Consider the following 24,688-nt stretch of genomic DNA (forward strand, 5'->3'; position numbering starts at 1 on the left):
TCAGATCAGCTCGTCGTAGATCTCTTTCATTTCTGCAAGTGCTGCAGGGACACGCTCACCGAACCAGGCAACATCTTGCATATCAAGCAGGATATTCGGATACATCCGCGAGAGCGTAGATACCAGAACACCGTGCTCAGCAAGCTTGCTATTTAACAAGATATCAAAAGACATTAATTCAAACGTATAATCAGCCGTATCCGTAAGCGGCTCCGTGCAGCAGTGATAAGAAGCACAGCCAGACGGCCCTTGAACAATTAAAGGCAGACCTACCTTCACTGCTTCCTGGCAGAGTATGTCATGCATCATCTCAGCATGGCGGTTCATGCTGTGCATCGCCTGTCCTCCATTGCGGCCCAACATTTCCAGTGTAGCTTTTACAGCAGCTGTACCTAATGGATAGCCATTAAACGTACCCGCATGAATTACTTTTTTGTCTACAAGCAACTTCATGATATCCGCTCGGCCAACCAGGGCTGACACCGGAACTCCGCCACCGGCGATGGCCTTCCCAAGTGTAGTCAGATCGGGCGTTACACCGAATAACTGTTGGGCACCACCGAGACCCATACGGAATCCTGTTATAATCTCATCAAAAATGAGCACGACCTGGTATTGATCACATAACTGTCTGACTTTTTGCAGATAACCCGGAGCAGGCATGACTCCGCCACCATTTACACAAACCGGCTCCATGATTACTGCTGCAATGTCGTCTCCATGCTGGTGAAATAGTTCCTCCAGACGGGCTGCGTCATTCCATGGCAAGAGGTAGGATTGAGATTCCATGGCATCCCTTGCCCTCCCCTTTGTTCCTTTCATGTCACCGGGATAGTCTGAAGGTACAGGCAGACCTGTACGTGCAGTCTTGCCACCCATAATATTGTCCGCATTGCCATGATAATGGCCTTCAAAACGTACAAAGCGATTTTTACCTGTCCACGCCCGGGCAAGACGAAGTGCATTCTGGACAATCTCCGTGCCTGATAACCCAAAACGAATCATCTCTGCTGAAGGAACATATTGATGGATCAGTTCCAGAGCCTCTGCATCCAGATCGCAATGACTTACGGAAAGAACACGGTCAATGGTATCCTTCAGACACTCGTTATACTCCTCGTTGCCGTGACCAACAATGAGGGCACCAAAGCGGGCATATAGATCCAAATACTCGTTGCCGTTCATGTCCGTCACTCTGCTTCGGGAAGCATGCTTGAAATGGAGCGGCGTCTCTTCCCAAGGAAGGTGAAAATTATAGTGCACACCTCCAGGCAGCCATTGTTTCACCCGCTGATTGTACTGCATCATCTCCGTGATCATGCCTTATCGCCTCCCACACTTGTCTGGTTTACTGCTTCATGTCGCTCCAGTAACCTGGATCGATCTTGCGGATCATCCAGCGAATAGGCTGCAGGCAAGGTCTTATTCTCAGCCAGCATATTTCTTACGCTCTGGCCTGGACCGATATCGATCCATACCGTCGCTCCCAGATTTTGAACACGTGCCAATGCCTGATTCCAGCGAATGGGTTGCAAAAGCTGGCTGCTCAGCAGCTTAGGAATGTCCTCGGCTCCTCGAATGAACTCACCATGTACTGTAGAGCATATGGGAAACACCGGTGCAGAGAAGGAAATCCCTGCAAGCATCTCTTCAAGCTCAGGCTGAATGAACTGCATCAACTCGCTATGATAAGGTGCATCTGCCTTCATTGGCATCATGCGAAAAGGAATGAACTCCCCACCGTAGCCATCCACCTTATCATCCAGCAATTGAAGACCCTTCGCAGTACCTGCGACGACAAACTGTCCCGGTGAATTATAACCGGAGATCGTCACATACTCATTCTGACGAATATTCTCGACTAATTCTTCAAGCGCTTCTTGGGTTACATCAACAACAATACCCGCTCTTCCTTTTTGCTCCTGAATGGAGCGATGCATCAACGCACCACGCTGAGCTGTAAAACGGATCCCATCAGCAAATCGCAATGCTCCTGCCGCTACCAAAGCCGAAATCTCCCCCAAACTGTGACCTACTGCATAATCTGGAGTCATTCCTGTCCGGCGAACAAATGAGTCAAATAAAACGTAGCTTGCTGTCAGTACAGCAGGTTGAGCATATTCAGAGACCGTCAATTGATCCAGGGTCCCTTCCATAACCAGTGCCTTCAAATCAAATCCGATCACCTCGCTCGCTTCCGCAAAGATCTGATTCGCCTCCGGCTCACTTTCCAACAACTCACTGCACATTCCGATATACTGGCTTCCCTGGCCGGGAAATAGCGCACAGAACGTCATACGCTACCGCCACGCTTGTAATAGGCTTTTAATCCGTAATGCGAGATCATCTCCTGCTGCATCTGAGAAGAACCTTCAATAATCTCCAGAATTTTGGCTTCCTTATACAACCTGGCAACAGGATATTGGTTACTAATTCCGTTCGCACCATGAACCTGTAGCGCATCGCTTGCAACTTCAACAGCAACTTTGGACGTAAAATATTTGGCGATCGTTGTTTCCATGGCGGCCTGCGGGTCCTTGGCTTCTCTCAGCTCGGCTGCCCGTAAACATAATGCTCGTGCTGCATGGACTTTTGTCACCGCATCTCCAATCATGCCGCGAATCAGCTGAAAATGACTTAGCTTCTGATCAAATTGCTTCCGCTTCCTTGAGTAAGTCACCATGGCATCCAGCGCTTCCTGCGCAATCGCCAGCCCTGCCCAGGCTATGCTATATCTGCCCTGGTCCAGCGCCCCGGTTACGATGTACTCAAAACCTTCATTCAGACGTCCAATAATGTGATTTTTTGGTACACGCACCTCATGGAGATCAATCTCAGCTATACCTGTCTCTCCCGCAACCATGACACCTTCAATAGGTTGGGTCTGTACACCCTCAAACTGGCGTTCGACCCAAAAAGCAGTGCTTCGTCCCTGATTCGAGGCAATAATGATAAATACATCTGCCAAATGTCCAAACGTGATCCACTTCTTTTTTCCATTCAAAACATAACAGTCCGATTCTTCTCTCCACTCGGTCTTTACACTTTTGGCATCCGAACCAACTTCCGGTTCAGTCAAGCCAAAGGCAGCAATCCATTCTCCCTTCACCAACTTGGGCAGCCAGGACGATTTTTGCTCAGGCGTTCCGAAACGTACCAAAGTTTCACTTACAAGTGAAGTATGTACCGTTAACAAGCTGCGAACGGCTGGAAGAGCCTTGCCAAATACTTCAGTCAACAGCCCGTACGCCTTGGGACCGAGACCCATGCCGCCATATTCAGCGGGGATTGAGGCAGCCAAGTAACCTTTTTCAGCCATGGCACGGATCAATGTTCTGGGAATGGCTTGCTGCTCTTGAATTTGTTGAGCATAAGGACGAATTTCACGGGCAGCAAACAATTCAGCTTCATGAATGATCTCTTGCTCTATATCCACTTCAATCATTCGGCAACCCCCTCTTGAAGAAGAGATTCATTCAGATAGGCGGCGAACTCGGCAATTGTTTTGTATTCAAACAACGCAACCGGACTGATGTCAACTTGAAGATGCTTACGCGCACGGTTAATGATCTTGAGCGCCTGCACAGAGGAGACACCAATTTTCAAAAAATTCATCTCTTCATCGATGTCCTCTGGCTCCTGATTCAACGCTGCAGCAATCTCGCTTTTGAGAAAAAGCTCAATTTCTTCTTTTGTCATATCATGACCTCCGTTCCCTGATTCACATCTATCCAATGTACATACGGCTCGAATGGATGTGCTGGCAGATGTACAATCTGGCCAGAGCCATTCGGATGTAACTGTTCCCAATCCAGTGCAGCACCACGTACATAAAGCTGTCCCAGTAATAAAGCAAGCTGATCCTCCATGGTAAGTGTCGGCTCGGCAGACAGGCGGATGAAGCTCTCCTTGCCACTGTATTCGAGCTGCTGCACTGTCTGATCTGCTCCAATCATAATTACAATGTCGGCGTTTGCCATCTTGCCAGGTGTGTCTTGCAGACTGTCTAACGTCACTCTGTTGTTCACTGGAGTGGATTGGCTTGCATGAGCGCTGTGATGTTCCTCGCCATCCAGATGTAAACTGGATACAAGTTCCTCTCCTGCAGCTATTCCTCGAATCTCTTGAATGGAAGGAACCAGATGTACAAGTGTCTCAAGCAAAGTCACCCAGTAGTTCAAGGTTGATACGGTATCTTCATTAGAATCGTCTGGCCTGATTACCTTACGAGCTTGAGCCTCATCTTCTCCGCAAATCTCATGCCCCCCAACCACAATATTGACACGAGCAGCTCGGTTTCTAGGCTTGAAGCCAAATTCCATCTCTTCAATGTTCCACTCTCCGGTTGAGCTGACAGCTACTGCCGCACGATACCGATAATGTTTTCTATATCTGTTCCGGGTAAAACAAAGATCCTCTAGTGCCAGGTCCGCATGTTTCTTCACATACTGCTCCGTGTTATCAATCAGCTTTTTTAAAGCCTGCTCTGATTTCGCAGAGAACGTTAACAACTGGCCACGTGCCGGGGCAGCTGCACGGACAGGGGCTTTCCATTCCTCCAGCACAATGTGGGCATTCGTACCTCCCAGGCCAAATGAGCTGATGCCTGCCTTCCGCGTTTTCCCTTCAGGTACATCCCACGATCTATGCTCGCTAACGATATGGAACGGCGATTGGTCCAGTCGGAGGGCCGGATTCGGATTATCCATATGCAGACTTGGTGCCAGTTCCCCATGCTGCATACTGAGCAGAACCTTGGCAAGACTGGCTCCACTAGAGGCTGCAAATAAATGTCCAATATTGGTTTTGACTGAACCTAATCCAATCGAATTGTCGCTTGGATATCCCTTTTCCCGGAACAGTCGGAGCAAGGCATTCACCTCAATTGGATCTCCAATTCTTGTCCCCGATCCATGTGCTTCAATATAAGAGACCTCGCTCGGGTTTAGGTTGGCATCGCGATAAGCGGCACGAAGTACCTCATATTGCCCCTGAGGGTTGGGTGCCATAATGCCCAGGGAATATCCGTCGTTATTCACCGCTGTCCCGCGAATCACACCATAAACATGTTTATTGTTGCGAACTGCCTCTGTTAGCGGCTCCAGATATACAACAACAGCACCTTCCCCCAGGACTGAACCATCTGCTTCCCGATCAAATACCTTCGTATGTTGAGTGGAAGAACAGATTCCAGCATTGCGTGATAGTTGATGAACATGCGGTGTAGCCAAAATGTTCGCTCCACCTACAACTGCCCCAGAGATACGCTTGTCCTGAATGGCCGCCACAGCTTGCGTCAGTGCGACCAGAAAAGAAGAACATGCTGTATCTATGGACAGTGCCGGCCCTGTAAAATTGTACATGTGTGAAATGGAGGCCGCTGCAATATTGGACATATTACCTACCATAGCGTGAGAATGAACAGCCTTTCCAAGACTCCGGTTCATATAATCAACAACCAGATCGAAGTATGTGCTTGGGTTAATCCCTACATACACACCCACATCACGCTTATCCTCATGATCCACGAGCATACCTGCATCCTCCAGCGCCTCATGAGCAACTTCCAGCAGCTTCCGATGCTGCGGATCCATAAATGCAGCTTGTTCAGACGGGATTTCAAAGAACTCATGATCAAACGTATCCGGTTGCTTCAGTTCCCCAATCCAGTCATCCCAACCGGGTTGCTTGGAACGTGTTGCACGCTCTAAACTAACCCGGTCAACACTATCTAACCCGTTAACCAGATTGCTCCAGAACTGCTCTTGGGTGTCGGCATCAGGCAGACGCAGAGACAGTCCGGTAATAGCAATAGCACGATGTACATTCAGGTGATTATCTGTTGTTTCAGCTTGTTCAAAGTCCTTCGTTTCTGCTGGAAGTTCCTGCAGATATTCCACCATCTCACGTACGGTACTGCAAAAAACAAGTAGTTCTTGTCCTAATTCACGTCCCATATGTGCAGACAGCTTGTCAAGTAATTGATAAGAGAGAATGGAATTGCCTCCAAGTGCGAGAAAAGAAGTATCCATCTCAATCTTTCCTGCGGGCAATTGAAGAATTTCGGCCCAGGCTTTACGTACGGTATACTCCAAAGACGATGCGGAAACCGTCTCGTATCCTTGCTGTTGTGTGTTTTCGCGAATCAGCTCTTCAATGGCCTCGATGTCCTTGGTAAATACTCCACGCTCATATTCGTTTCTCAGCATGAAGCGCTGGACCTTGCCACTCGTCGTTTTGGGAATAACCTTGATTGGGAGAACATGGGTGATCTCAATACCCAATCCAGCCCTCATACGTTGGATCAGATCCTGTCGTACATCCAGGAACTGTGGAGTACCCGATTTGTATTTAACAAATACAAGCAGCTCCTCTACTTGTTTGAGGCTGTTAAAGTGTCCGACTACCGTCAGATTCCCTCTCAGAATGCTGCTATTCTGGTACAAAATTTCTTCAAGATCATGCGCATAATGGTTCTGTCCCCGAATAAACACAATGTCCTTGATTCGTCCGCTTACAACCAGGGAGCCATCAGCCATATAACCCAAGTCTCCAGTGCGAAGCCACCCATCCACATACATTTCACGATTGATCTCCGGGAGACTGTAATATCCGGAGGTTACCGATTCCCCACGAATCTGTATTTCGCCAACAACCCGCTCATCCAGCACTTCACCCTGTTCATCCGCAATCCGGATCTGAATCCCTGTCATGGGATACCCTTCATGGACAAATTCGATCACATCTGAAGTATGGCTATCACTGCTAGGTAGCTGGACTGGCACAGCCAGTCCTTCCTGCACCAGCCGTGTACGCGAAATACGTTCAATTCGTGGCTCTTCCCCCAGTCTGGAGGTACATACACCTACTGTCGCTTCTGCCATACCATATGCAGGAAACATCATATTGGGACGATAGCCACAAGAGCTGAATTTTTTGACAAATCGCTCGATAACAGACGTTGATATAGGCTCTGCTCCATTCAAGGTCATACGCAGTGAAGAGAGATCCAGCGTTGAGAGCTTGGAATCCGGGATCTTCTGAACCATCCATTCGAAACCGAAATTGGTACAGCAAAACCATTTTCCCTGATGCTCCGTAATCTTGCGCAAGAACAGGTAAGGGGACCGTACGAAGGTATAAGGTGACATCACCATGATGTTGGCTCCACTCAGGACGGGTGTCAGATGCTGTCCAAATATCCCCATATCATGCGTATGCGGCAACCAGGTAAACACATTATCTCCTTCTTCAGCTCCAAGAAAAGTCTTGCATGCAATACTGTTGGCGATAATATTGTGATTTGTTAACTGCACACCTTTGGGAATTCCAGTGCTTCCTGATGAGAATTGCAGGAACACAATGTCATCAGGAGAGGTTGGGCATAGATCAGCCATCTGCTGGCCTGCTTGAAGCTCGTTCACGCTAATCAACATAAGACCTTTGAATACCGGACTTTCCGCAAGCTGCTTATACTTGGGCATGTAGGCTTCCTCGACGATAACGACTGGACGCCCGAGCACCTCCCACACTTTCGTGAATTTCTCCAGACCGGCTGAGCCTGGTTCCCAGGCAGCCGGAGGACTAACCGGGGCGACAATAATGCCCCCCAGCATACAAGCCCAAAAGGTACGGTAAAATTCCTGTGACTGGTCAATCTCCAAAATAACGACCTGTCCTTGTTGAATGCCTTGCTCCTGAAGAGACTGCAGGTACTTGCGAGCCTGTATCAGTAATTCAGGATAAGATTCAAACTGTTCGTCACCTGAAGAGCTGATATAGGTCATTCCCTTTTCTGGATGAATATCTGCAATGTAGATTAGCATCTCAGCCACTGTTGAATAATGTTCTGGCACAATCAGCTCGGGTCCTCGCTGTATGGATTTACTGGACATGTTGCACCTCCATTGCCTCATTGTGAACTACCACTTTCACATCGCTACCAAGCCTGTCATCAATCAGCTGTTTCATACGTTTGATATCCAGACCAGCCTGACAGGCCAGATGTACATACAGATGCTCTTCGTCGTAGCGAATAACCCATTCGAATTGGGCGAGTCCCGAATTCGAATCTTGGTCATCCGACGACTGAGACGACATTGAGATCGCTTCGCTGCTGGAGATGAAGCCTTGATAATTAAACAGAATCATCTGACGCGTCTCCTGTTCTGTTTGCCTGTAGGCAGTTCCCAATTGTTCCTGTATGCCATCATATTGTGCCGAGAGGGAAGAATCATGTGTAAGTGCCATAAAGTTAATGCTGTGTTGCTTCGTAAATTCCAGACGTTCCAACAGATCTTCCTGTGTGAATTCACTGTCTACCAGTACCGGAATCAGATCAAGGAATTCTCCCACATAATCATAGTAGGATTCTTCGCCATACTCCCTTCCGTAATGCACCAGGGCTATTGGCAATTGGCTTATGTTCAGATAAGCCGCAATGATGTTGGAAAAATTTTCAAAGCATGTCCACCAAACATCTGCAGGCTCCTTCCCTGCAAGGAACAACTCGACAGTCATTGCTGAAGGCGACAATGTTTCTGTTTCCTTCAACTTGTTCATGACGATGGTGTTACATCTATTCCATGCTTGAAGTGAAAATTGTTTCTCTATTTCATCTTCTGATACCCCTATGGGGCCTTGAGACAGAAAATTTACATAATCCTCATAATTTCGTACTTGGTACAGAAGATCACTCTCGATCTCTATACCTTGCGGTCTATATAATGCCTTCGATTCAAGTTGCTGCTTGATGATCTGGGCACTCATACCATCAAACGCAAGGTGATCAAAACTCCAAATCAGCTTATGCTCTGTGGCTCCTGTACGCAAAATACACAGACGCCAAGGTAGTTCCTTCAACGTATACGTTTTGTGTAACAGAGACTGAACCAGTCTGTACTCCAGCTGCTCCATTGTAGCCGAAGCATAATGACGAATATCAAGATACGGGATAAGCTGTTGCAGCATGTCCGCCGCTAACGACATATCACATGGATGCCAATACAATTGTTCTTCCTCATATATCATGCTGTGCAGCAATTGATGCCGGGATATAACCCCAAGAATCAGGTGTTTTACAGCTTGTTCATTCAATTCGCCTTCCAGCGTTGTTGTAAATCCGCTTGCTCGTGAAGTCGTAGAAGCATGTGCTTGTTGAATTGGAGATAGTGGGAATTGACCCATAGGGGTCATGCCCGCCATAAAAGATGAAACCTGATTGCAGCTGTTTAAGACATGCAGGACCAGGCTGTCCAGTTGTTTCTCATGAAGTGTTATGTCCTGTGGTATGACTATCGGGGACTGAATATGCAGGCTATCTTCGGACCAAACTGACGCCGGAGGATTAATATCTACCAATTTGGCAAGTCCTCTAACTGTCGGATATTGGAATAATTCGTTCACATTGATGGCAATTCCTTCTTTTGCCAAAATTTGAGTAAATGCAATCGCTTTGAGCGAATGCCCCCCATTTTGAAAGAAGTGATCTTCCACACCAATTCCTGGATTACCCAGGATCTGTCGCATGGCGGCAAGAATGACACGCTCTGTTTTTGTCCGAGGTGAACTCACTTCCAGAGACCTCTGCTGCTCTTCAACCAAATGCTCGGACAATGCCCTTCGGTCCACTTTGCCATTGGCATTAATCGGAAGATGATCCATTCGAATAATGCGTGCAGGTACCATGTACTCAGGCAGCTGCTGGTGAAGTTCTCTTCGAATATACTCACCATCTGCTCCAGTATCAGTTGTATAAAAAGCGGCAATGTATAGGCTTCCTAATGATTCTGTAGCTGTCATGACAAAGGCATCACGTACTCCCGAAAGACGCTCCATGCAATTACCTATCTCCGATAACTCAATGCGGAAACCTCTAATCTTGACCTGGAAATCCGAACGTTCAATAAAAATCAGACTGCCGTCAGCCAGACGTTTGACGATGTCACCTGTCCGATACATTCGTTCTCCCTTGCGGAAGGGATCATCAAGAAAGTGTTTTCGGGTAAGATCCTCACGGTTAAGATATCCAATACCTACCGCATCCCCACTGATATACAGTTCACCTGGAACGTTGGGTGGCACAGGCTTCAGCTCATCATCCAGAACATACAAGGCTGTGTTAGACAGGGGATAACCTATAGGCAGTGAGCCAGTATAAGGCTCTGTTTGCTGTAATAAGTGGTAGGAGGCAAAAAAGGTCGCTTCCGTTGGCCCATATCCATTTAACAGCCTGCCCGGCCCCACACATGCAAGCGCTTTGTTGGCATGACTCACCGATGCAGCTTCACCACCAAACATCACTCTACGCACATTCTTCAAGCAATCAGCATCCCAGTCCACCAGCATATTAAACAAGGATGTCGGAATATAAAATACTGAAATCCGTTGCTGTTGGATGACATCCGCCAAACGAGCCATATCCAAAATGGTCTCTTTTGAGATTAATACAAGAGTAGCGCCATTTATTAATGAAGCAAAAATATCGAAAATGGAACCGTCAAACGCATAGTTAGAAATTTGCAGGATACGATCCTCTGGCACGACGGTGACGAAATTGCTATTTTTCATGACTTTGGTCACATTGCGATGACTCATCACAGTCCCTTTCGGGGTTCCTGTTGACCCTGATGTATAAATGATATAAGCCGGGTCAAGAGCGGTCTTGTTCATATCTTCAACGGGCTCCTGCATATTTCCTGAATCAAATGCTGCCAGTTCATCTGCCGGCACGATACAAGGAACTACAGATTGCCATGTGGAGGCATACGCCGTTTCAGTCAATAACACAGCCGCATCGCAATCTTGCAAAATAAATTCAATTCTCGATGGCGGCGAAGCTGGGTCAATCGGAACATAACTGCACCCCACTTTGAGTGTAGCAAGGATACTGATCATCTGGATCGGTCCACGGTCCAGAATGAGAGCAATACTGGAGCCTGATTTTACCCCTTGTCCAAGCAACCTGGACGCCAGCCACTGAACACGTTCATACAGATCTGCATAGCTCCACTCATCGTCTTCCCAGACCAATGCTGACTTCTGTGGATGCATATGAACTTGTTCCTCGAATAATTGGGAGATGGTCGCATCTCGCGGATACTGGGCGGCATTATCGTTGACTCCGTACAGCAGCCAGTCCTCTTCCTCCGGTGTAGTGAGCTTAATCTGTCCAATTCGTTCATTATCCCCTGTTGTGATCTGAGACAGGATATACCGGAATTTATCCAGCATCCGTTCCATGGACTCCGCTTTAAACAAATCCGAGCGATAGTCAAGTTCAACCGTGTAACATTGCTTATGCTCGACCAGTGTCCAAGTCAGATCAAATTTGGCATCCACCTTACCTTCGACCCATGGTTCAAGCATCAGTTCCCCGGCTTCAGGATCATCGGTCCCCATATTAATGTAATTTAGAACCACATCAAATAGGGGGTTGCGGCTTAAATCACCGAATAGACCAAGTTGTTCTACCAGTGCTTCATAAGGATAATGCTGATGCTCATAACAGGATAACAGCTTGCCACGCATCTTATTCAAATACGCCTCTGTGGACCATTCTCTGTCCATGCTGGTACGAATGGCGAGCATGTTCACGAACATCCCCATAACGTTATTGAGTTCTGGCTTCTCACGCCCGGCAACCGCTGTACCAACGACCAAGTCTTCCTGACCCGTATACTTCCAAATTAATAGATTCAAAGTTGCCATGAACAACATGTAGGGTGTAAGCCCTTGTTGAGTACAGAAGTCATTGACCTGTGTGCTTAACGACTCACCAAGTTCAATGGAACGTCTGTCTCCGCTGTAGGATGACGCGCCATGTCTTGGGAAGTCTGTAAGCAATTCAACCGGTGCAGGCATGTCCTCGAATTCCCGTATCCAAAACTCGGCGTCTTCAACAGATTGTCCATGTGACGCAGCTTCATCACGCCATTCCGCATAATCCTTATACTGAATATCAAGAGATTGCAATGTTTCTCCTCTGTACATGCGAGCAAAATCCTGCATCAGGATAGCAATGGAACTCTGATCCGAAATGATATGATGCATGTCGATGAATAAGATGTGTTCCTCTTGAGAAAGGCGAATGAGCTTAACACGAACCAATGGTGCGCTGGTCAGATCAAAAGGCTTGATCCATTCCATGACCTGCTCTAACCCTGCCGTTTCTAATTCCAGCAATTCTACCACGCTTGGAACCTGATCCTCGACAACCTGGAAAAGCTCACCGTCAATCATTTCAAATCTGGTACGGAATGCTTCATGTCTCTCTACCAGTGCATCCATTGTTACTCTGAATTGGGTAGGGTCAAGTTTTCCCCTTACCCTATAGGAACTGGCGAGATTGTACGCCGTACTCTCACCTTTCATCCACTCATGCACCACATACATTCTTCGCTGTGCAGAAGTGGTCTTGTATTTCTCTTTCTTAGGTACAGGCAAGATTGGGTTCACTGAATCAGAGTCACTTGTAACCTGATGTTCAGCAATCCATTGAACCATGTGTTCAAATACAGAATGATCAAAAACCTCTTCCAGCCCCAAATTCAGTCCAAACATTTCTTTAATCCTAGACGCCAAGGAAATCGCTTTTAAAGAATGACCTCCAAGCTCAAAGAAATCATCTTCAAGGCTGACTGCTCCATTACCAAGCAACTCCTGCCACAATTGCGATAATACATGCCTTATCTCATCATCAGTCCGTTGAACCCTGACTTTCCCGGATGGAGATTGGTCTAATGCTGCGATAGAACCCGCCGCAACCTGCGACATACCTGCAAGCTGATACAACGCAACATCATGTTGGTGAACAATGGGATCAAAGGAATACGTCGGCAGAGAGATTTTTTGCCTGCGCCCCATTCCGTTTAACTGTTCCCAATCCAGCTCCATGCCAGAGCACCAGCAAAAAGCAAGTACTTTCATTAAATACACGTCTGCCTCAAGCAAGCTCTGACGATCTCCAGTAAGAGCTATGATGTTTGGCTCTGATAATGAATCCGGGGTTATTTGTTCTGTATCCTGCTGCTGATTCGAAACGATCCACAGCGTATGCCCATCAGATTCAGAAAGCGTCTTGCGATTTAGCAACGTAAACAGGAAATTTGGAGATAACAGTGGTGCAATACTCGACGCAAGGTCTGTTACAGTTGCATCTGTCATCCTTCCTGTCAAAGCATCTGACAATGCTCCTTCTTCTAGTGACCAATGCTCCAGATTGTATAAAAGCCCTACGGCATGTACTGGATCAAGTGCATCACTAATAACCAACCCCACCAGTTCGCCAACGCCTTGCCCACAGACAGCATCTGGCTTGATACCAAGCTGCATCACGGTTTTATAAAGAGCATATTGCACAACAAAGCACTGCATGCGCTCAAGCCTTGAATCGGTTAACGATCGCCCTATGCCTTGGCGAATGGCATACTGTTCCTTGGACTCAAAGAGGTTCAGTATCTCTTCAAAGTGTTGTTTGAATATCTCTGAGACCTGACTGCGATACACGGAAGCATATAGTTCCCGAATCTTGCGCGCTTCCCAACCTGCATTTCCGCTAAGGTAAAACATGACCTTAGGCTTCCCATTCGTCACACTTGCCTGTGTCTCAAACTCCACAGACTGCTCGCCTGGCGGAATATAACCGTCTACAACGATTAGCGCTTTACGATGAATGAATCTGCTTCTTCCCTTCTGTAGCGTCCACGCAGCATTGGGCAACTGCTCCGGCAATGCATGGATCGCCTGTAGAACCGAATCGTACGTGCGTTCCAGCGCAGATTCACTTTTGGCCGAGAAGGGCAGCAGAAGCAATGACTCATAATTGGCTTGGCTCTCTTGGACGGGTGGTTGCTCCAGAATGACGTGAGCATTGGTCCCCCCGATCCCAAACGAACTGACACCTGCTCGCAGGATTCGCTTCGCGTCTTCTAATGGCTGTGGCTCCTTGTTGATATAGAAGGGACTATGCTCCAGCTCCAACATTGGATTCGCCCGATTCATGTGAATCTGTGGCGGAACCACCCGGTGATAAAGCGTCAGTACGGTTTTAATAAAACCAGCGACACCTGCTGCCGCATCAAGATGCCCAATATTGGCTTTCACAGAACCTAGAGCACAATAATTTCTACGATCTGTTCCCCATGACTGCCTGAGCGCTTCAATTTCAATCGGGTCCCCCAATTTGGTTCCTGTTCCATGCGCCTCCAGATAGGAGATCTCTCTAGGAGACACTCCCGAACGATGCAGGGCTGATTGAATAACCTTGACCTGCCCGGCCACACTCGGTGCCGTATATCCAATTTTGTCCATGCCATCATTATTAATCGCTGAACCTTTAATGACTGCATAGATATGATCTCCATCTCTCTGCGCGTCGCGGAGTGACTTGAGCACAACCATTCCGCATCCATTACCAGACACAGTACCAGATGCCTGCTCATCAAACGGTCTGCAATGACCATCTTTTGAATAAATCATGCCTTCATGCCAGTGATAACCTTCTTTGAGCGGATAGGAGATAGAGACACCTCCCGCAAGTGCCACATCACACTCACCCCGAATCAGCGATTCAGCAGCTTGGTGGATGGCGACCAAAGAAGTCGAACATGCGGTCTGTACGGCCATACTCGGCCCTCTCAGATTTAATTTGTGAGATACTCGGGTTGTAATATAGTCCTTTTCATTTAAAGTCATGGCTTCAAAAGCCTGTAGCAAATTACCGGAACGACCTAGAAATTGCACCATCCATGGTAAGCTCAGTCCACTTCCGGCAAACAATCCTATAGATCCCTCATAACTGTAAGGATCACACCCGGCATGCTCAAGTGCCTCCCATGAGCACTGATGTAGCAGCCGTATTTGCGGATCCATCATGTTGGATTCCTGATGCGGATATTCGAAAAATCCGGAGTCAAAATACTCAGTATCTTGCAGTACACCTTTGGCCCGTACATAATCAGGATGTTTGAAGTCTTCCGGTCGTACACCCGCAGCGGTTAGATCCTCCTCATTCAGACGAGTGATACCATCCTTACCTGCCATTAGGTTATCCCAGAACTCCTCAATATTTCTTGAGCCGGGAAAATGCCCTGCCATGCCAATGACTGCGATATCCGACGAAGAAGAAGTTCTGCTACTGTGTTCTGAGGCAAACTGGATACTCTGTTCCGGTCTGCTCTGATCTGGTCTGCTCTGTTCCACTTTGCTGTGTTCAACTGTGCTCATCACATACTCTTTGGGAGCTGTTGTCGGGTCCGGGTTCGTAACAGGATATCCAGCCGAAGCGATATTCCCGCTCTCCTCTTGTTGTGTAACTGTCGGCAGCATCTGCTCAGCCACCAGATGACTGACCAGTGATGCAATGGAGGAATGCTCAAACAATTGCACCAGCGGAACTTTTTTATCCAGATAGGCATTCAGCCGATTATTGATCAGAATAAGCCCCAGCGAGTTGCCTCCGATGTCAAAAAAGTGATCATGGATATTAACCGTATCCAGATTCAATATTTCCTTCCACGTTGCAATGAGCATCTGCTCCAGATCAACTTTTGCCCGCTCCATTCCTTGAATCGATGAGCCATAAACCAAAGCCGGATTAGTTCTCTCTCCCGGCTCAAAATCAGCCAGACGAAGAGCATTGCGATTCAGTTTGCCATTAGGCAGCACAGGCAGATTTTCCAGACGAATCAAGCGAGAAGGCATCATGTACTGTGGAAGCCGCTGCTTTAACCAGGTCCGAAGCTGTATGTCTTCATCCCCCATAACGGAAGGCCCAATCCCAGGCTTCAGACTGTAGAAAAGGATTAATTGCAATGAATGTGACTTGGCCCCTTCTACCTTAACGACAGCCTCCCTTACACGTTCATAATTCATCGCTGCCTGCTCAATCTCGTTCAGTTCAATCCGGTAGCCACGAATCTTCACCTGCTGATCTAACCGTCCCATTAACTCAACATCCCCATCCGGCAGTATACGGGCCAGATCGCCAGTTCGGTACAAACGGCCTCCCAAAACATTGGAGTTTGCCATGAATCGGGCATCGGTCTCAGCAGCATTATGCAGATAACCGCGGGATAATCCTTTTCCTGCAATGCACAGCTCTCCATAACTTCCAGGTGGCAGTATTTCACCTTCATCATTCAGAATATAAATCTCTGTATTGGTAATGGGCTTGCCAATGGTGATCGCGGCTGTGTCATTCAATTCTTTGGTCGTTGACCAGATTGTAGTTTCCGTTGGTCCATACATGTTAAAGACTCGAGCGGGCGTAAGCCGCTTCAGATCGGTGAGGAGTCCCACAGGGACATTTTCCCCTCCGGTAAGAACACACCGCAGATTGCCAAGCGCCTGAGCAAATTCCGGATTTTCGACAAATGCCTTAATGCGTGAGACCGTGCTAAGAATGTGTGTAACACCATGTTCACGTATTCGACGTGAAGCAAGAGCCGGGTCAAGCTGCTCCTGCTCATTGGCCAGATACAGCGAATATCCGGTGCATAATGGTGTCCACACTTCAAATCCGAAAATATCAAAAGATATGGTCGTCACACTGATGATGCGATCTGTCTCATGTGCAAAAATATGTCGGTGCCTGATGTCCTCAACAAAATTGACCATTGCCTCATGAGTAATCATGACCCCTTTGGGACGACCGGTCGATCCTGAGGTGAAAATCACACAGGACAGGTCCGAAGACAGGACGCTTATGTCCGGGTTAACGGATGAGCACACATCCTGGACAGTTGGATCATACACAAATCGGTCTCCGCTAAAAGTCACTGTGCCTTCTTCATCAGGCGTACACAGCAATACGTTCATTCGGCTGTCTTCAATCATATTTACGATGCGCTGCGGCGGAAAAGCAGGGTCCAGAGGCACATAAGCCGCCCCAGCTTTCAGCACCGCCAATAGCATAATGATCAACGATTCATCTCGTCTGGATAATACGCCTACAGGTTCATCCCGGCGCACACCTTGATCAATCAGCTTCCAAGCCAGCGTATTAGCTTTTTCATTAAGCTCCCTGTAGGTAAAAGCGGCGCCGGATGATACAAGGAGAGCTTTCTTGTCTGGTGTGAGTTCTGCCTGCAGTTCGAACAGCCGATGCAGACCCACCGCAGGATTGTAATCCAGACGTGGACCAGCAAGACGATGGACTGGGTGCTCGTGAGAACGTTCGTTTCTCTCAAACAGTTCGCTCAGAGACAGATTGGGCTGTTGTACAACCTCTTGGCAGAGTCCGATAAACTCCTGCATCATACCTTCAACTGTGTCCCGGCGGAACAGATCCAGCGAGTATTCGATATATCCTTCAATCACCTGCTTCTCCCTGTTTTCTTGACAGGTCATTAACAGATCATAAGTAGACGTACCCGTCTCCACCGGAAAAGAACTGAATTGCAACCCATGAAGTTCAAGTCCATGCAAGTCCATGTTCTGATAATCAAAACAAACATCAAATACCGGATTTCGGTTCAACTCACGTGTCACGCCCAGTTGTGCCACAAGCTCATTAAACGGATACTCCTGATACGCAAAGGCATCCAGTGTATGTTGTTTAAGTTCGCGTAAAAAATCAGTATACGTACGATCAAACGTTGGAAAATTCCGCATCGCAATCATATTGACAAACATGCCTACCGTCTCTTTCCACTCCTCTTGCATCCTTCCTGCAACAGGCGTTCCTACCACAATGTCCTGCTGACCTGAGCGGTGTGCGAGAAGAAGATTCCACACACTTAGCATTACCATATACATGGATGCTTCCGATGAGGAAGCCAGCTCATGCAAGTGTTGTGTTAACGAACGATTCAACGTGAAATGAAGACGTCCCCCTTGCATGGATCGCTGTGATGGACGCTCATGGTCAAGTGGAAGCTCCAGCACAGGTAAAGAAGGGCCAAGATGGTCCAGCCAGTACGTTTGATGTGAAATGTATTCCTGTGAAGCGAGACGTTGTTGCTGCCATACCGCGTAATCTTTGTACTGCAATCGGACTGCATGCTCTTTGCCAAAATATAAATCATTGAAGTCACGAGTAATGATTTCGACAGATGTACCATCCGCGATAATATGGTGAATATCAAAGAATAACAGATGCCTGCGCTCGCCTATCTTAATCAGTTCAACCCGCATAAGCGGAGCTCTCCCCAGATCAAAAGGACGAATCAATGTCTCGATCATCGCAGGCAACTCTTGGTCATCTGCCACATGCTGCTCTGCGTAGCCCATACTTAAGCGAACCGAAGGTTGGATGATCTGAACGATCTGACTACCCCGTATCTCAAACGATGTTCTGAGCGCCTCATGATGTTGCATCAACTTCTGCAAAGCAGCCTCAACTCTTATACGGTCCAATTCACCTTCAATAATGGTTGCAGACGGTAGGTTGTATGCCGTATTGCCTGGATCAAGCATCGCTTGTGTGAACATACGCATCTGTGCAGAAGAGATTGGATAAGCATCCATAGTGGGTGCAGATTGAATTATCTGTTGGTCCACTTTTGGTTTCGCCATGACATAGAGATGCTCCGCCAGTTGAATAGGCGTTGAATGATTGAAAATATCTGCTACCTCAGGCTGAATTCCTAAATGAGATCGGATCCATGCAGACAAGCTGACTGCTTTGAGAGAATCTCCTCCAACCGCAAAGAAATTAACCTCTTCATCTAGATCATCGATGCCAAAAATCGTTCGATATGCATCAAGGACAATCTGCTTCAGTTGGTCTGAACCGCCAGTATAAACTGTCCCTTTTATTAGAGTAGAGCCACTTCCCTTTCCCTGATCTGCATGCTGCCTATCATCCCCGGTATCCATTCCTGCCGCCGCTGATGAGCCAGAAAGAGAAACACTGACAGGATAGGATTGTTTGTTGAAAACATAAGTAGGCAGAGAGCATTTGCGTCGTACCGTCTGCCCTTTGAACACCTTCCAGTCCGGTTCAATGCCTTCGCACCATAACTCCGCAAGTCTGCGGTTCACATAGATACTGTCCTGCTCCGTCTCCCTTACGTGACGTAGCATATTCAGTACCGTCTGGGAATCTCTTGATAGACTGTGCTGTCTGGCAAAGGAGCTTAGCGTTCGTCCTGCACCTACTTCAATTAATACAGCCCGCTCATCCTTCAACACTTCAGCCAGGTTTGATTCAAACAACACCGGCTGTAAAATATGACGGGACCAATAGTCAGGTTGTGTGATTTCATCTCCAAGCGCCCATGTTCCACTGGTGTTGGACAGTAAAGGGATCTGTGGCGTATGAAGTGAATGCTCTGCTAGATAACGTCTAAATTCCTCAGCGGCCTGATTCATCATTGGCGTATGGAATGCATGGGAAGTCTTCACACGAATGCACTTCCAGCCCAGTCCTTCAGCCTTGGCTTCCATCCGTGAAATGGCTTCAGCTGTCCCACCAATCACACTGGAACCTGTAGTATTCACCAGGGCAAGCCACATATCTTCCTCCAGTTGTGACTTCACCTGCTGTGCATCCGCCATAATGGCAAGCATAACCCCGGGTTGTTGTTGTTGCATCAGACGTCCGCGAAGTCGAACTAACTTGACAGCATCTCCGAGTTCGAACACACCCGCTACCGCTGCAGCAGCCAATTCACCAATGCTGTGTCCGATCATGCCATCTGGCTTGATGCCCAGATCCAGCAGCGACTTGGCCAGCGCATAACTTGTCATGAACAGTGCGAATTGGCTGTACTCCGTCTGGTTTATTCGCTCAGGGTGCTGATCCCCGTATACAACAGACAGCATATCTTCTCGTTCTTCCGCAGGCAGAAGGTCCAATATTTCCTGAATATAACTTCTGAAGATTGGAGCCAGGCCTGTTTGCTCTGTAGATCTGTATAGTTCTGCACCCATTCCCTGATACTGACTGCCCTGTCCGGGGAACATAAAGTATACGGGACGAGTGCCTTGAGCCGAATGGTATACGCGTGCTTTCCCCAGTTGCTGTATCAGCTTGTCCGGATTATCCTTCCATGTCTTATCCAGAATGAGTGCCTTACGATACGCAAAAACAGATCTACCTGATTGCAAGGTCCACCCTGCGTTTGACACAGATTGATCCGGCTGCTGAGTCAGATGTTCCATAATCCGTTCAGCGGTGCGGTTCAGCGAGTACTCTGTTTTGGCGGAAAAAAGCAATATATTTACGTCATCATCCGGACTGCACTTCTCCATCTCGGGAGCCTCCTCCAATACCATGTGAGCATTCGTGCCCCCCACACCAAATGAATTGATTCCTGCGCGCATGACTCCAACTTTGCCCTGTTTCCAGTCCACCCCTTGTGCATTAACTTTAAAAGGCGTATTCAAAAAATCAATTTTGGGATTAGGTTGCTCATAATTCGCTGTTCCAGGGATATATCCTTGTCCAAGACTGAGCGCTACCTTGATTAAACCAACCACACCTGCGGCTGTATCCATATGTCCCACATTGCCTTTGACCGAACCCAGATAACAAAATTGCTTTTGGTCGGAAGCAAAGGCCCGAGTTAACGAGTTTACTTCAATTGGATCACCTAGCAACGTTCCCGTGCCATGTGCTTCGATATAACTCACCGTTTCCGGGTCTACTCCGGCTACCTTATAAGCATCCTGAATGACTTCAGCCTGTCCGCTTACGCTTGGAGCAAGAAAACTGAGTTTCTCTTGTCCGTCATTGTTAATTGCTGAGCCTTTGATGACCCCGTAGATATGATCTCCATCCCGCAGAGCATCGGTTACCCGCTTCAACACCACAATTCCCATACCATTGGAGAAGACAGTTCCACTGGCTGCCGCATCAAATGGACGACAGTGTCCATCTGTGGAGAACATCATGCCATCCTCAAATATGTAACCCCCTTCATTGGGCAACTCCACGGTGATCCCACCAGCCACGGCCACATCACATTCTCCAACGATCAAAGATTGACATGCCAGATGAGGTGTAACCAATGAAGTAGAACATCCCGTCAGAGCGGTATAGGCCGGCCCTTTTAAGTTCAGCTTATAAGCCATTCGGGTAGCGAGAAAATGATTGGTGCTGAGGGTGAATGCTTCGTATTTACTGCTATAGTTAGCATCGTTAAAAAGCACTTGACGGTACCATTCGAAGTCATCGGACCCGCCAAGGAACACACCCACCTTACCCGCTTCATCCGGTCTGCAGCCTGCATCCTCCATCGCTTCCCATATTCCCTGATACAAAAGTCTGAATTGGGGAGACATCATTTTGGCTTCACCGGGAGTATAGTCAAAGAACCCTGCGTCAAACTCATCAATGCCGTTGGCACGTCCTTTTGCCTTGACATAACGAGGTGAACGTAGCAGCGCTTCCTCCACGCCAAGCTCCCTCAATTCATCATCACTATAAAAGTGAATGCTTTCCCGCCGTTCAACAAGGTTACTCCAGAACTCCCTTATATCCTCAGCACCCGGCACATTCACCGCCATGCCCACAATTGCAATGTCCTCACGCATAATGCCTTCTTTTCGTTGAAACAACTGTTCCCTTTCAGTCGGTATCCGAACTCCCTCATCTTTTGGTCCCAGCGCGGCAAATTGACGCAATGTCGGGCATTCGAAAAAACGAGGAACAGGGAACTCCACATCGGTATAATGCTTTAGTTTATTGTGAGCCTGAATGACAGAAAATGAATTTCCGCCCAATTCAAAGAAATGATCATCGCGCCCTACTCTCTCAACACCGAGCACTTCGGCCCACACTTCGGCTATAACCTTCTCAAGCTCAGAAGACGGGGCGGTATAGAACGTACTGGAAGCGTGAGCATGCGTGATATCTGCCATGAGTGCCTTCCGGTCAATTTTCCCACTGCTATTCAATGGAAATTCGGATTTATGTACAAAAACGGATGGTATCATATATGCCGGTAACAAACGAGACAGATGCTCTCTCAATTCGACAGAAGGCAGTTCCTGCTCTGACAGATAGTAGGCATACAGCAAACCGGACCTATTTTCAAATGATTTCATGACTACCACAGTCTGGATCACACCCGGATAGGATGACAGGGTATTCTCAATTTCGCCTGTCTCCAGTCTGGCTCCCTGAATTTTAACCTGGAAATCAATGCGTCCCAGATATTCGATCGTACCGCTTGGGAGTGAACGTACCAGATCCCCCGTTCGGTACATGTACCTGAAATGCTCTGCATCCTGTCCTTCTTGAAAGAAAGGATTAGGGACAAACTTCTCTCGGGTCATCTGTTCCAGATTCAGATATCCACGTGCAAGCCCAACACCGCTAAGACAAAGCTCCCCTGGAATACCCAACGGCTGAAGCTCATCATGATTTCCGACGACATACCATCTGGACTCATTGAGCGGGTAGCCAATCGGTACATTGCCCAAGCCTTCGTAATGGCTTAACGGATAATGAGAAACCCATATGGTGCACTCGGTTGGACCATAAACATTTTCAAGACTTGCTCTAATGCCTAACCTGTTAAATTTCTCAATGATGTCTGGCGTGACTGCCTCTCCGCCAACAAACATCCATTTCAGCGTTTCCAATGCTGACAGATCGGAGCGAAGCTCCATTGTTTCGAGAAAAAGACGGAATAACGTTGGAACAAAGTTGATGTGCGTAACCTTATGTGATGCCACCGTAGACACAATACGAGCAGGATCTTTTTCTGCTCCAGGCTCAAGAATACTTAGTGCGCCTTCACCCATGAACCAGCCGAAAAGTTCCGTGGCCGACACATCAAAGGTATATGCCGTTTTCAGCAAGTAAACATCCTGCGCCTGCATTGGAAAACGACGCTCCAGATCAAGCAGTGTATTGACTACGCTATGATTTTCAACCATGACTCCTTTTGGCTTGCCTGTTGATCCGGACGTGTACATGATATAGGCAAGGCTATGCGGATTCAGCGCCTCTTCGAGATTTGAGACATCCCCCGTATAGGCCTGATCGCCCTCAACGTAGATGTACTGGACATCCAGCGTCTCGTCATCTTTTTCGGGCTGCATAGCCAGCACGATGGATATGTCTGCATCCGATATAATATAGTCCTTTCTGGACAAAGGATAGGAAGGGTCTACAGGCACAAAAGCACATCCGGCTTTTAATACAGCCAATAGGGCAATGACCATGTCCGAGGAACGTGGCATCTGCACGCCAACTGCCGCGTTATCACTTTTTTTACTCGCAACGATCTGCCTAGCCAATTGGTTCGCTTTTGCGTTGACCTGCGCATAGGTCTGATGCTGCTTGCCTTCCATTAGAGCTACCCGCTCCGGGAAACGTGCTACTTTATCGTGAAATATATCCATAATATGTTGTGGAGTGTAGGGAAAATAAGAAGTTTGATTGAATCGGTACAGTAGGTTTTCTTTCTCATCCTGCATCAGGAGGCTGAACTCACTGATTTTTTGATCAGAATTGGTTACTAGTTGATTCAGCAAGTATAGAAACCGTTGGCCCATTCGCTCCATTGAATCTTCACGGAACAAGCTCGGTTTATATTGCAGCTTCAACTGAGCACCTTGCGGTAAACGACTCAACACCACCATCAGATCTCCTGGAAACGTAACCTTATCCTGATCCAGAATACGAGTTCCGAGCATATCTTCCTCATAGGAATCATAAACAAAGGAGATATCAAACAACGATGGTGATCCGGGTTGAGCCTGTAACATACTGTCTCTGACAATGAGGTTATTGGGATATCCGATGTTCCTGTACGTATCCATCCAGGTTGTGGCTACTTGTTGCAGCAGAGGTTTTAGAGTTGATTCGAGGTCAATATGGAATCGCATAGGCAGCATATGGACAAAACATCCAATCGTTTCTTCCAAGTCCATACCGGGACGATGAGAATATGGGGAGGCAAAGGTGATATCGTCTGTACCGACATATTTACTCATAAGAATGCCAAAGGCACCCATAAAGAACATAAAAACGGTTACTTCATTATCTTTGGACATCTGTGTAATATCATCCATTAACGATTCGGAAATATCAAATCGCAGTTCATGACCAATCCCTTCTTGTACAGAACCTGCTGGAAAGTCATGTTTTAGAGAAAGAGGTTCCGCTCCCTTCATTTTGTTTAACCAATATTCCCGCTCTTTGGAGTACTTGTTTTCGTGCAGTTTCTTGTTCTCTGCCTCAACATAAGAGATGAATCCTTCATCCAGCTTGACATCCACAGGCTGATCTTCAAGAAGACACGTATATGACTGAATAAGTTTGTTTTTCATCAGTTCAAGCGACAAGCCATCACATATTAAATGATGAATACATAAGGTCAGAATATATCGGCTTTTATCCATCTGAACAATCATTATACGGAACAGAGGACCTTTCTCCAGCTCAAAAGGTGTCCCGATGCATTCATCCACCAATGCTTCTAACTGTTGATCCTTTGGATTCTCCTGATTCTCGCTACTTAGATCCCACAAGGCAAGTGAATAATCCATATCTTCGTGAACGGATAACACGGGTACATCATTTTGAATCTCAATCCGAGTACGCAGCACCACTTGCTCATATATAAGCAATTCGATGGCCCGGCGAAATATCTCCATTTGAAGATGATCAAATTGCATTGAAGCTGAGATGTTATACGAAGTGGGATCATTCACCTGACAATCAAAATAGATTCCCTTTTGTGTTTCGGAAAGTTCAACGGTTTTTTGTACCATCACGACCACACCTCAT

General features: G+C 47.3%; 6 protein-coding genes. All 6 read right to left on the reverse strand.

Translation table 11 applies throughout. The features are described from left to right. Genes MKY66_RS21500 through MKY66_RS21525 form a run of 6 tightly spaced genes read right to left on the reverse strand, consistent with a single transcriptional unit; the run spans nt 1 to nt 24,672 of the window. Entirely contained in the window at nt 1–1,320 is a 1,320-nt protein-coding gene (locus MKY66_RS21500; protein WP_076214233.1) for an aminotransferase class III-fold pyridoxal phosphate-dependent enzyme, read from the reverse strand. Next, the gene (locus tag MKY66_RS21505) at nt 1,317–2,297 is read right to left on the reverse strand and encodes an ACP S-malonyltransferase (RefSeq protein WP_076214231.1); all 981 of its coding nucleotides are present in this window, start codon (nt 2,295–2,297) and stop codon (nt 1,317–1,319) included. The genes MKY66_RS21500 and MKY66_RS21505 overlap by 4 nt, the downstream gene beginning before the upstream one ends. Then, nucleotides 2,294–3,445 (reverse strand): acyl-CoA dehydrogenase family protein, encoded by a 1,152-nt coding sequence (locus MKY66_RS21510; protein ID WP_076214228.1) that lies wholly within the window; start codon nt 3,443–3,445, stop codon nt 2,294–2,296. Before MKY66_RS21510 ends, MKY66_RS21505 begins: the two co-directional genes overlap by 4 nt. Then, complete coding sequence (locus MKY66_RS21515) at nt 3,442–3,699, reverse strand: acyl carrier protein (RefSeq protein WP_036668520.1); 258 nt, start codon at nt 3,697–3,699, stop codon at nt 3,442–3,444. Before MKY66_RS21515 ends, MKY66_RS21510 begins: the two co-directional genes overlap by 4 nt. Further along, a complete protein-coding gene (locus MKY66_RS21520; RefSeq protein WP_076214225.1) occupies nt 3,696–7,895 on the reverse strand; it encodes a beta-ketoacyl synthase N-terminal-like domain-containing protein in 4,200 nt (1,399 codons plus the stop codon). The genes MKY66_RS21515 and MKY66_RS21520 overlap by 4 nt, the downstream gene beginning before the upstream one ends. Next, nucleotides 7,885–24,672, reverse strand: coding sequence for a hybrid non-ribosomal peptide synthetase/type I polyketide synthase (locus MKY66_RS21525; protein ID WP_076214222.1), 16,788 nt, complete (start codon nt 24,670–24,672; stop codon nt 7,885–7,887). The genes MKY66_RS21520 and MKY66_RS21525 overlap by 11 nt, the downstream gene beginning before the upstream one ends. Between the last annotated feature and the right edge of the window lie 16 nt (nt 24,673–24,688).

Source organism: Paenibacillus sp. FSL R5-0766 (assembly GCF_037971845.1).
In the GTDB taxonomy this organism is placed as follows: Bacteria; Bacillota; Bacilli; order Paenibacillales; family Paenibacillaceae; genus Paenibacillus.